Origin of the sequence: Pseudomonas sp. 6D_7.1_Bac1, assembly GCF_025465945.1 — a bacterium.
Lineage (GTDB): Bacteria > Pseudomonadota > Gammaproteobacteria > Pseudomonadales > Pseudomonadaceae > Aquipseudomonas.
This window is the reverse complement of sequence record NZ_JANLNW010000080.1, coordinates 254,102-265,321: the sequence shown is the minus strand read 5'-3', so window position 1 is coordinate 265,321 and position 11,220 is coordinate 254,102. Positions and strand designations below refer to the sequence as shown.

Sequence of the window (11,220 nt, the reverse complement as noted above, 5' to 3'; positions counted from 1 at the left end):
ATTCGAACACCTGCGCAGCCTGACTCAAGTGCGCATGCCGGATGGGACAGAAGTGTTTTTCCGGTTTTGGGATGGGCGGCATATCTACCCGATTCTTGAGGGGTTGGGTGATGCAGCCGGTGAAGTGTTGCCGGTGTTTGATCGGTACCTGATCAATGGTCAAAGCCTGGAAGTTGGGCCGAGAGCAGTGCCGCCAGTGAAGGATTGGCCATGGTGGGAGGTGCCGAAGAAGTTGCTGGATGGCCTGACCAAGCAAAATCCGTCGACCGTAATCGGCAACATGATGCAGTGGTTGCAGGAGGATCATGCCGAACTTTATTTCTCGTTCCCTGAATCCAACCTGCGAGAAAAAGTGGCGCGCTTCGTAAAACGCACCCCACTCACGGAAGAAAACTACACAGGGCTGCTGAAAGCCCACTTGGAAAACGAGGTGGCCGTATGAGCATTTTGATGGGTTCGATTATTGGGAACCTGACAGCAGAACAACCCGACGCTCAGGTCATCATCAGTGATTTCAAGAAGTGTATTGTCGACTACCGCGCCCATGCCGAAGCCTGGTACGGCGGTGTACTGGATGCAGAACAACAGTTTCAGGTCGGCGACGAAGTCGGTACTCAAAACAAAGACAGCAAAGCGCAGGTCGACCTTTACGCAAACTGTCCGGCCAATGGCAAACTCAAGCTGGTTCACAGTTTCGAGTCTGCACGCTTTGTGCCTATCGGTAATACGCCGGTGCGCCTGGTGCCGGTGGCTGACGGCAAGCTGTATGGCAAAAACGAAGTAGGCCAGCCCATCACCACGACCATCGGCCCTAGCGGGATTCTGGAAGTCGAAGGTCTTACGCCTAAACAGCAATACAAAATCACGTTTTTCCCTAACCCCACGCCAGCGCAAATCGACAGTCTGTTCAATTCGTATCAGGGCGTGATCGGCGATCTCAGCGGTTGGCTGCAAACCCAGTGGAGCACCGACTTCCTGCCGCTCTGGCAAGCGCATAACAGCGCGTCCATGGGCGGCCGCGCCTTGCAAGAGCTGGAAGCGGCCTGGAAAGGTTTTCTAAAAGCCATCATGGGTTTGTGGGGCGACATCAAAAGCCTCTACAACCTGGTTGCGCATCCACGGGAAAACTATGAAAAGCTGAAAAACTTCTTCACCGAGGAAGAAATCAAACGCATCTACGACGCCTCAGCGGAGGCGATTCACACCGCCCTGCTGATCGCCAGTGACGAACCGTTGATGTGGATCTACGTGGCCGCGATCATGGCTTGGGTCAAGATGCTGCCGCCGCAGACCTGCACGGAAGTACTTTCCGAGCTGACCACGGAAGTTTTGCTGAACATCCTGGTCGGCGTGGTCTTGACCGGTGGTCTCGGCTTGGCAGTACGTGTTGGTACCAAGGCACTCAAAGCCACGCAAAACAGTGGCAAGGTACTGAGGCTGATCGAAGACTTCACCGCCATGCTGATGAAAGTCAGCAAGAAAAACGCCACGGCCCACACCGAAGCCGCCAAACCTTTGCTGCTCAACGGTAATTCGGCAGTCAATCAGGCGCGCAAGGCCAGCGTCGAAATCGCCGCCCCCAAGCCCGCGACGACGGCAACAGCACCAAAGAAAAAGCCGCCGGTGACGGGCGGGAAGGTGGAAACCGACGCGCAGATCCATGCACGGGGCAAGAAAGAGAACAGCTCGCGGATAGAGCAAAAAGAACACGTCGACAACGCACCCGATCAGTCGAAAACCCCCGCCGACAAACCTGCACAGTGTGCTAACAAAACCTGTACCGACGGCGAGCCCGTATCGATGGTGACCGGCGAGGAATTGCTGACACTCACCGACGGTGAGCTTGGCGGCCTCTTGCCGCTGGAGTGGACGCGCCTGTACCGCAGCAGTGCGGTCGAAATCGACAGCCGCCTCGGCTTTGGCTGGAGCCATTCGCTGTCCCATCGCTTGAAACTGGACGACGAGGGGGTGCTGTGGACTGACAATGAAAACCGTCAGACTCGCTTTCCGATGCCAACCGAACAACGTCCGGTCATCACCAATAGCCTGGCCGAAGCGGCGATTTATCTCGGCGATGCACCGGGCGAATTGATCCTGACCCAGGCCGGCCCCAAAACACGTTTTTACCACTTCCGTGCCGGGCGCCTGATCACCATCAGCGATGCCTACGACAACAAGTTGCACATCAGCTACGACCTGGTCGACCGCCTTCAACGCATCGACAACGGCGCCGGGCGGGCCTTGCTGCTGCGTTACGACGACCGCCATATCGCAGCGGTGGACTATCAACAGCAACGTCCCGAGTACAACGAACGGGGTGAGCGACAGGACCCGTGGCAGACGGTGCAGACCCTGGTCACATACCACTACAACGAGCGCAATCAGCTTGTATGTGCCACCAATGCCGTTGGTGAGAGCGAGCATTATCGTTACAACGACCAGCACGTCATTCTCGAACGTCAACTGGCGGGCGGCGCCAGTTTCTATTGGGAGTGGGAACGTGAAGGCAAGTTGGCCCGTTGCGTCCGTCACTGGGCCAGCTACTCGCAACTGGAAGCACGTTACGTATGGGATGACAAAGGTACGGTTACCGTCCTCAATGCCGACGGTAGCGAGCAGGTGTACGTGCATGACGAGAATGCGCGGCTGATCAGCGAGACCGCCCCTGATGGCGCGGAAACACAAAAAGCCTATGACGACGAAGGTCGCCTGATCGCTGAAAAAGACGCACTTGGCGCCATCACCGAGTATCAGTACAACGACGCTGGGCGTTTGATTGCAGTCGTACCGCCAGAAGACGAACCGACTCGTTACAACTACTTCGATGGCCAACTCATCGATGTTCAACGCGGCAGAGCTCGCTGGAAATACGAACGCAATCGCCAGGGCGACATCACTCAACAAACCGATCCTCACGGCAACGAAACCTATTACAGCTACGACCGTCAGGGCCGTCTGCTGGAAATCCGCCACCCCGATGGCAGCCGCCATCAACTGGGTTGGAACAATCTCGGCCAGCTGCTGGAAGAACGCCTGCCCGACGGTGGCCAGCGCAAATATCGCTACGACGCGCTGGGTCGGCAGATCACTCGTCAGGAAGAAACCGGCGCCATCACCCACTACCAATGGGATGCCGTCGATCGTCTGACGCAAGTCACCCTGCCCGGCGGCGCTACCCGTGCTTTCACTTACAACCCGTACGGTCGCGTCACTGCCGAACGCGATGAACTGGGCCGCGTTACTCGCTACGAATACGCCGATGGCCTGCACCTGGTCAGCCGTCGAATCAATCCGGACGGCAGCCAACTGCGCTACCGCTATGACAACTCGCGCCTTCTACTCACCGAGATCGAAAACGAACGTGGCGAGCAGTATCACCTCGACTACTTCCCCAACGGCCTGATCCAGCAGGAAACCGGCTTCGACGGTCGCCGCACGGCCTACGCGTACGACCTCAACGGCCAACTGCTGAAGAAAACCGAGTTCGGCGACGACGACAGCGAATTGGTCACCGAGTACCAGCGCGACGCCGCTGGCCGTCTGCTGGTGAAAACCCTCGCCGATGGCGAGGAAATTCACTACAGCTACGATGCCCTTGGTCGTCTCGTTAACGTTGACGACGGTAACTGGCCGCTCGCCTACGAATACGACCTGCAAGACCGCCTCATCACCGAACACCAGGGCTGGGGCACTCTTCGTTACGAGTACGACAAGCTCGGTCAACTCAGTCACTGCCGCCTCCCCGATGGCAGCAAACTCGACTACCGCCACCAATCCGGCGGCCGCCTGAGCAGCATCGACCTCAACGGTTCGCGCCTGACCACTCACCAGTTCAATGCGGGCCGCGAACTACAGCGCCAACAAGGCCTGTTGCTTAGCCAGTATCAGTACGACGAACAAGGACGCCTGCAAGCCCATAGCGTCAGCCAGCAGGACCGCAACCTGTTCCAGCGCCGCTACGCCTACGACGCCAACGGCAACCTCGCGGGCATCGATGACAGCCGCAAAGGCAATCGCAGCTACCACTACGACCCGCTCGACCGGCTGATCAACGTCCGTGGCAGCACCCCGGAAAGCTTCGCCCACGACCCGGCCGGCAACCTGCTCGGTCAAGGCGACCAACCTGCGGCGAACCTTGCCAACGTCAAAGGCAACCGCCTGCTGATGCAGGGCGACCGCCACTATGACTACGACGCCTACGGCAACCTGACCCGCGAACGTCGCGGCACCGGACAAAAACTCGTTACCGAGTACCGCTACGACTGCCAGCATCGCCTGATCGGCGTCAGCCTGCCGGGTGGTAGCAACGCAACTTACAAGTACGACGCCTTCGGCCGCCGTATCGACAAAACCATCAACGGCAGCACCACCGAATTTCTGTGGCAAGGCGAACGCCTGATCGCCGAAAGCGCTAACAACCGCTATCGCACTTACCTCTACGAACCCGGCAGCTTCCGACCGCTGGCGATGCTGGATGGCGAAGGCCCGCTGAAAGCGACGCCGTTCTACTACCAACTCGACCACCTCGGCACACCCCAGGAACTCACCGACTACAGCGGCGAGATCATGTGGTCCGCGAAATACCGCGCCTACGGCAACCTCGCCACGCTCGACATCGCCGAAATCGACAACCCGCTGCGCTTCCAGGGTCAGTACTTCGATGCGGAAACGGGCTTACACTACAACCGGCATCGCTACTACAATCCAGGCACTGGACGGTTTTTGACGCCGGACCCGATCAAGCTGGCGGGTGGGTTGAACAACTACCAGTACGTGCCTAACCCGACGGGGTGGGTGGATCCGTTGGGGTTGAATGCAGATTGCCTCAAAAGCAAAAACAATCCGCAAGCTGGCAAACCAAGCGAACCACCACCGCCCGAAATCTCTCGGAGTGGAGCGTTTAAACAGGCTAAATCCGAAGCTGGAATTTCAAGAACACAGCAACCTGACGCAGTTTATGATCCTACGACAGGGAAAACACATCAGTACAAATATGTGAGAATGACGGACAAAGCCGGTGAAAGTATTTTGAATAGTGAAGGAAAACCGATACTCACACGGGAGTACCAATACACACGTGGTGATGGTTCAAAGGTAATAATTCAGGACCACTCTGCGGGTCACCAATACCATGAGCCTGGGAACAAGGGTGACCAGACTGCGCACTTTAATTTACGACCGATTGAAAACACCAGAACGGGCAAAATCCCAGGTGCAAAAGATCACTTCTATTTCAAGGAGTAAGAATGAAATTCTGGAACGATATTGACGGCAGCACTTTTTTCAATCAGGTTTTCACGACTTCCGTAGCGATTGGGCCCGTTGAGCTTTTCACAGTAAATATCGACAACAGCAGACCAACAATAATACTCGAATTTGACATCGAAGAGCTCCCAGACGCCCCTCCCGCAAAATGGAAAAAAGCTGCATTCAATACATGCCGCATCGGCTTAAACTGCGGCGGAGTCAGCAATCTAACGATCAAAAATATACCCACAAAAGAGAAACTTAATATAACAATCACTCAAAAAGAAAACCTCTTCACGATTCACGCATCGAACAACAACTCGCTAATTGAGTTCACAACAAAATTTCCTTTGCTTTGCGGCCCCTCGGTGTATATGAATGATAAATACTCCGAAGCCACTTAAGCACTAGCAAGTGAAGTAAAACACAAACCCTGAGCCCTTAAAGCTTCTTAGAATGTTTAAACGATGAGTTACTTCGACGACGAATTAGAAAAAAGCCTCTCCGAAGCTAAAATCCCATATAAAAATTACACAAAGAAAAACATGATTTTCTTGTAAAAGAAATCAACGATAAAATCCCATTTTCCGGTTCGAAAATTGCTTGGAATTTATTGCAAAGCAGCATCAACTTTAATGACAATGAAGGCGATTTTGTCCTAAAAAAAATCTCAGAAAAAATAAAAACCCTTGATGTCGCCGAGGTGATTTTTATTGGAGACTCTGCAACCGAAGATGCATATCAAGTAAATGTCCTCGACCTAGAACCAGCGCTTGAAATTCTCGCAGAGATACCCCAGCACACTTATTTTTTCTCCACTGAACTTAGCTGGATAGCGTGTATAACTATGGAGGGTCACGTAGACCTTGGAGTGCCAAAAGTCTAAACTTATAACACCAGACTAGGCCACACTTTAATTCAAGGCCAACTACAAAACCCAAAAAAGAGTAGACACTCACAAAAACAATTAAACGGGGACAGATCATGTTACTTTAGGCACTGCCTTCATCGCCAAACGTGACCCACCTCCCTAAAGGTCCTTATACTCCAATGAAGTTCCAAGATGCCATGATCAACAAAACGAGGCGCTTCAGTGTCGGCCAAGAGCAGGATTCTGAAATACATTATTTATCGATTCCTGTCAGCAATCACCTTGTTGATTACGAAGAGCACTACAAAATCGATAAGGAGTCCTTCCACAGATATGTAGAAGGTCCCTCTTGCGCGATGAACTTTATTGAACAGTGCCGAAATCGCCAAATGGATCACTTGCTTATTATCAAACCTGGCAAGCATCGCGGAGTTTAAACTTAATAAAAATACAACCAAAAATCTTACGAACTACGTTACCCAACACGCGACCCTCATCCAAAACGTGCTACCCCCTAAAGACAAGAGTCTCGCACCGATGAAACAAAGCGAACTATACGAAGCAGTCAAACACATAGGGGACAGATTTATTTTCTAGACGCCGAAGGAAAATAAACCCACAGATTCATTTTCAGTGGATACCTTAGTCTATAAATCCATCCCTTTCTCAGTGGCCACTCCCGTTGAAATCCGATCTCACTGACCCACACACAAAACCTGCCCAAGCCTCCCCCTTTCTTCCACACGATCTGACCGCCGCGATCCAGAACGTGTACGAACTGGCAGGCATGAAGCTGACCCAAGCGGCACGACCCGAAGCGGAAAGTGCCGAGTACGGCGCCGCACGTTTTGGTCTCGACGGCCGCACGATTGTCTTTCGTGTAGCGAAGACCACGCCGACCAAAATTGGGCAGTTCGTTACTTTATGGAAGCGACCGACACCGGGCAGTGTTATTGCGCCACTCGACACTGCCGATGGCGTGGGCTTTGTGGTGGTGAGTGTGTGCGATGCCACGCATCGCGGGCAGTTTGTGTTTGACCCGGAGATATTGGTCTCGAAGGGCATTCTGTCGATCAACGGGAAAGGCGGGAAGCGCGCTATTCGCGTCTATCCGCCGTGGGTCCAGCCCGTCGCGAAAGACGCGGTGAGGACGCAGCAATGGCAGCTTCGGTACTTTCTGCCGCTTGATCACAACGGGAATGCCGATGCCGAGCAGGTGCGTCGGCTCTTTGGCGTGAATACGTAGGGCTTCGGACATTTCCTGCACGTTGTAGTGGTTTTGGTGAACTTGTGCCGGATGGGCCTCACGGATAGCCTTCGTTTGTCGCTGCAAAATCAGCGACAAGGGTGTGGAAGCCCTTCATGAGATCTAGGCGCACAAGCGCCCCTAAATTTAAGCAGGCGCTTTTTTCTTGTCTGCTGTTAAATTATGGCGGCTGTGCGCGGGGCACTTTCGGGTGCGCCGGGTTCCTAGATCTCCCGGTCTTCCACACCCGCGTACAGCTGCCACCCATCATGTGGAAGTGATGCTGGCAGTTCCTTAATTTAAATCTAGGAACAAGCCGAATGAAAAAGATCACCCCCAATCCCCCCGCCCCCGTCAGCCATCTCTTCACCATCGCCCCTGACGTCGACACCGAAACCCTGCTGATCCACACCTCCGAAACCCTCGCCTCGCTCAATGCCATGGCCACCGACCTGGCCTTTGAACTCGAAGGCTCGCGCCGCAACGTGGCGTTGGCGATTCAGCAGTTGGCCGTGCTGGCCGAGTTGATGGTGAACCGGGCGCTGGAGCACCTCGACACGCCGGACTCGGCCTCTGGCGTTCGCCACTGAGTGTTCACGCGCGTTTACCCACTGGAGGTACTGCCATGGCTCGCTACATGCCCATCACCGGGATCGACAATAATTTTCACTCGCTGGTCATCGACACCGAAGCGCCGCTCGACGTGCTGCACGACACTGCTGCCTACCGCATCAGCGCGGTGACGCAGTTGCTGGAGAACCTCGCCCTGCGTGAGGAGACCCACAGCGACACTGTGATTTTGCAAGACTTCGCACGGGTGTTGGCGATTGCGCTGCGCGACGGTTGTGATTTGCTGGATGTGATCGGTCGACGGTTGCAGGCGCAGGTGTCGGCGTTGTAATAGAAGTGGGCGACCCTGGATTCAATGACGGTCAGTTAAGGAAATACATTCCGTAAAACGAAGCAAGTCCAGTGTGGGAGCGAGCCTGCTCGCGATGACGGTTTTACATTCTGCATCAATGGTTACTGTCATACCGCTATCGCGAGCAGGCTCGCTCCCACATTTGATCTTTACTGTTTCAAACCTTGCGTTCGCTTAACTGACTGGCATTAACCTCCCCCTCACTGCGCCGCACTGACAATGATCTTCCCAATCATCTGCGGGTGCAGCGTGCAGTAGTATTCATAGGTCCCCGGTGTATTGAACTGGTAGGAAAACTGGTCGTTGGTGTCGAGCGCTGCCGAATGGAACACCTTGTGGGTTTCCATCAGCGTATGGACCGTTTGATCGTCGTTGACCCAGGTCACGGTGGTACCCACCGCTATCGTCACTTCCTTGGGACCAAACATGAATTCCTTGATGTCGATTCTGGTCCCTTCCGCCCACGCTGGTATCGACACCATCAAGCAACCCAAGGCCAGTACCCGCAATAAATGCTTCATGTCAGCGCCTCCCTTAAACGAGTGTCGAATCGATCAGTGCCAACGGATGATCGCCCTGCGTCGCCTTGACCTCGGTAATCCCCAGGTAGTTGCGCAGTTGATCGGCAGCCACGGTCATCGGTCCCGGTGCTGGCCCGGCACCGGGTGCGGGTTGCGGGTAAGCCGTGCCGCGTGCGGTGTGGAAGGTGATGTTGCCCTCGACCTTCTGGATGACCTGGTGAATGTGGCCATTGAGCACCGTCACCGAACCGTATTTGCGCAACATGGCGATGGCTTGATCACCGTCTTCGGTGCCCCAGCCCCACGGCTGATAGATCGTCCACAACGGAATGTGGGTGAACACCACCACCGGTGTGCTGGTGGACACTGCCTTTAAATCATCCTGCAGCCAGGCCAGTTGCTCGGCACCGAGGGTTGCCTCGTGGCCCGCCTGGAAGTTGAAGACGTTGACCAGCCCGATGAAGTGCACGCCATGGTCGTCGAAGCTGTACCAGCCGTTGCCTTTGGTGCCTTTGCCATAGCGTTCGAGGTAGAGCTTGCCGCCGCCTTCATCGAGTGTGTCGTGCTCGCCGGGTATGTAGTGCACGTTTGAAGGCAGGCCTTTGAGCATAGACGCGGCAATATCGAATTCTTCCGCTTTGGAGAGGTGGGTGATGTCACCTGTGTGGAGGATCAACGAAGGCCTTTTCGGCAGCGCGATAACTTTGTCGATGGCGACCTGCAGGGTCTTCAGCGGTTCGGGATTGGCTTCCTTGTTGAAACCGATGTGCGAGTCGCTGATTTGCACGAAGTGAAAAGTGCTGTCCAGCGCTTTCGGGTCCGATACGGTGCCATCGGCACTCAGGGCAAACGCTCGCGGTATACCGCCACTCAACGCCCAGATAACGCCGGCACCAGCCCATGCCGAGCATTTGAGCAGGTTCCTGCGGTCGGGGTCCAAGGGGCCGTCTGTACGCTTTTCATGTGTTGTCGAACGAATGTTCATGGGAACGCCCTCGTAGCGGTCTACATTGATGAACTGACAGGAAGTACAACCGAGCCGGTCGGGGATTTATTCCAGGCAAAAAAATATTTTTTTTTGGGGGAATAAAACGCAACGCATCCGGGTTATAGGGGGCAAAGGCTGGAGCCACTATGAAGCGATTTGAGGAGCTGATTGCTCCGCACATGGATGCGGCTTTTAACCTCGCGCGCTGGCTGACCGGCAATGACAGCGCGGCGCATGATGTGGTGCAGGAAAGTGCGCTCAAGGCGTTCAAGTTTCTGCATCGCTTTGCGGACGGCAATGCCAAGGCCTGGTTCCTGACGATCGTGCGCAACGAGAGTTACAACTGGCTCAAAGGCTCGGCCGGCCATCGCTGGGTCGCCATCGGCGATGAGATCTCGCAGGACGATCTTGCCTTGAGCCACAGCCAGACACCGGAACGGCTGGCCATGCAGGCGGAGGACGCCGCCCATGTTCAGCAGGCACTGCATGCCCTGTCCCCGGCGTTCCGTGAAATGATCGTCCTCAAGGAGCTGGAAGACATGCCTTACAAGGACATCGCAAAGGTGGTCGACATACCTATAGGAACCGTCATGTCGAGACTGGCCCGGGCTCGCGTCATGCTCAAGCTGGAACTATTGAAGTTGCAAGGCCATGAATGAGATCAACTGCACGCTCTGCCACGAACTGATTCATGGCTACCTGGACCATGAACTGGACGCTGCGACCACTGCTAACGTTGCCGAGCATTTGGCGCACTGCGCCGACTGTCAGCGCGAGCATGACGAGGTGAAACAGCTGATCGCCAGCGTCAAGGCTCATGCGCCGTATTACGCGGCGCCCGATGCGCTGGTTCAGCAGGTCTTCTCCACTCCACCGTTACCGATCTCTGCCTGGCAGACCTTGAGAGACGCCTCGCGTAAGTGGCTGGCACCGGCGTTTTCAGCGACAGCGCTGGCCATGGCATTGGTGCTGTATGTGGCCACGCCTTCGCCTGAGCAGCCCTGGCTGGACGAAGCGGTGTCCAGCCATGTGCGTTCGCTGATGGCCGAGCACTTGAATGATGTCGCGTCTTCCGACCGGCACACGGTCAAGCCCTGGTTTACCGGCAAGCTGGATTTTTCGCCGCCGGTGTTCGACTTCTCGGCGCAAGGTTTCCCTCTGCTCGGCGGGCGACTGGATTACCTGCAACACCAGACCACCGCTGCGCTGTCTTACGGGCGGGCGAAACACATCATCAACGTGTTCATTCTGCCGACGACAGATACCGATAAACCCCGGCAAAGTCAGTCCATCCGCGGCTACAACGTGGTCGCCTGGCAACACAATCACATGCGTTTTATCGTGATATCGGATCTGGAAAAAACCGAGCTGGAGGTCTTCAGCCAGTTGCTTGAACAGGGTGCTTGATAACGGGGGGCGTTACGT

11 protein-coding genes and 1 pseudogene are annotated in these 11,220 nt (G+C 55.2%); 10 read left to right on the top strand and 2 right to left on the bottom strand.

The features are described from left to right. The 8 genes and pseudogenes from NTD87_RS25895 to NTD87_RS25860 all read left to right on the top strand — a co-directional run. Positions 1-442: DUF4123 domain-containing protein (locus NTD87_RS25895; RefSeq protein WP_262117024.1), on the top strand; the 442-nt coding region annotated here is incomplete at its 5' end. Then, positions 439-5,244, top strand: coding sequence for an RHS repeat-associated core domain-containing protein (locus tag NTD87_RS25890; protein WP_262117023.1), 4,806 nt, complete (start codon positions 439-441; stop codon positions 5,242-5,244). The genes NTD87_RS25895 and NTD87_RS25890, both read left to right, overlap by 4 nt. A 2-nt stretch (positions 5,245-5,246) precedes the next feature. Further along, on the top strand, positions 5,247-5,651 hold the full coding sequence (locus NTD87_RS25885; protein WP_262117022.1) for an immunity 50 family protein: 405 nt from the start codon (positions 5,247-5,249) through the stop codon (positions 5,649-5,651). Between the two features lie 209 nt (positions 5,652-5,860). Further along, positions 5,861-6,133, top strand: coding sequence for a hypothetical protein (locus tag NTD87_RS25880; protein ID WP_262117021.1), 273 nt, complete (start codon positions 5,861-5,863; stop codon positions 6,131-6,133). Positions 6,134-6,297: 164 nt separating this feature from the next. Then, the gene (locus tag NTD87_RS25875; RefSeq protein WP_262117020.1) at positions 6,298-6,555 is read left to right on the top strand and encodes a hypothetical protein; all 258 of its coding nucleotides are present in this window, start codon (positions 6,298-6,300) and stop codon (positions 6,553-6,555) included. Positions 6,556-6,800: 245 nt separating this feature from the next. Next, a complete protein-coding gene (locus NTD87_RS25870; protein ID WP_262117019.1) occupies positions 6,801-7,364 on the top strand; it encodes a MepB family protein in 564 nt (187 codons plus the stop codon). A gap of 335 nt (positions 7,365-7,699) precedes the next feature. Beyond that, positions 7,700-7,954, top strand: a pseudogene (locus tag NTD87_RS25865) (DUF6124 family protein); the annotation flags it as partial. A 35-nt stretch (positions 7,955-7,989) separates the two neighbouring features. Beyond that, positions 7,990-8,265 (top strand): hypothetical protein, encoded by a 276-nt coding sequence (locus NTD87_RS25860; RefSeq protein WP_262117017.1) that lies wholly within the window; start codon positions 7,990-7,992, stop codon positions 8,263-8,265. Between the two features lie 221 nt (positions 8,266-8,486). On the opposite strand, the gene NTD87_RS25855 is transcribed toward NTD87_RS25860, so the two are convergent. After that, positions 8,487-8,807, bottom strand: coding sequence for a cupredoxin family copper-binding protein (locus NTD87_RS25855; protein ID WP_262117016.1), 321 nt, complete (start codon positions 8,805-8,807; stop codon positions 8,487-8,489). A gap of 13 nt (positions 8,808-8,820) precedes the next feature. Further along, a complete protein-coding gene (locus tag NTD87_RS25850) occupies positions 8,821-9,792 on the bottom strand; it encodes a metallophosphoesterase family protein (protein WP_262117015.1) in 972 nt (323 codons plus the stop codon). 149 nt (positions 9,793-9,941) lie between these two features. Here NTD87_RS25850 and NTD87_RS25845 point away from each other — a divergent pair, with 149 nt between their 5' ends. Next, a complete protein-coding gene (locus NTD87_RS25845; protein ID WP_262117014.1) occupies positions 9,942-10,454 on the top strand; it encodes a sigma-70 family RNA polymerase sigma factor in 513 nt (170 codons plus the stop codon). Beyond that, positions 10,447-11,202 carry an anti-sigma factor family protein gene (locus tag NTD87_RS25840; protein ID WP_262117013.1) on the top strand — a complete coding sequence of 252 codons (756 nt, stop codon included), beginning with the start codon at positions 10,447-10,449 and terminating at the stop codon, positions 11,200-11,202. The genes NTD87_RS25845 and NTD87_RS25840 overlap by 8 nt, the downstream gene beginning before the upstream one ends. Positions 11,203-11,220: the final 18 nt, after the last annotated feature.

Coding starts and splice junctions, on each gene's coding strand:
- NTD87_RS25855 (WP_262117016.1), bottom strand. CDS start 8,807: ATGAAGCATTTATTGCGGGTACTGGCCTTGGGTTGCTTGATGGTGTCG.
- NTD87_RS25845 (WP_262117014.1), top strand. CDS start 9,942: ATGAAGCGATTTGAGGAGCTGATTGCTCCGCACATGGATGCGGCTTTT.
- NTD87_RS25850 (WP_262117015.1), bottom strand. CDS start 9,792: ATGAACATTCGTTCGACAACACATGAAAAGCGTACAGACGGCCCCTTG.
- NTD87_RS25860 (WP_262117017.1), top strand. CDS start 7,990: ATGGCTCGCTACATGCCCATCACCGGGATCGACAATAATTTTCACTCG.
- NTD87_RS25875 (WP_262117020.1), top strand. CDS start 6,298: ATGAAGTTCCAAGATGCCATGATCAACAAAACGAGGCGCTTCAGTGTC.
- NTD87_RS25890 (WP_262117023.1), top strand. CDS start 439: ATGAGCATTTTGATGGGTTCGATTATTGGGAACCTGACAGCAGAACAA.
- NTD87_RS25840 (WP_262117013.1), top strand. CDS start 10,447: ATGAATGAGATCAACTGCACGCTCTGCCACGAACTGATTCATGGCTAC.
- NTD87_RS25885 (WP_262117022.1), top strand. CDS start 5,247: ATGAAATTCTGGAACGATATTGACGGCAGCACTTTTTTCAATCAGGTT.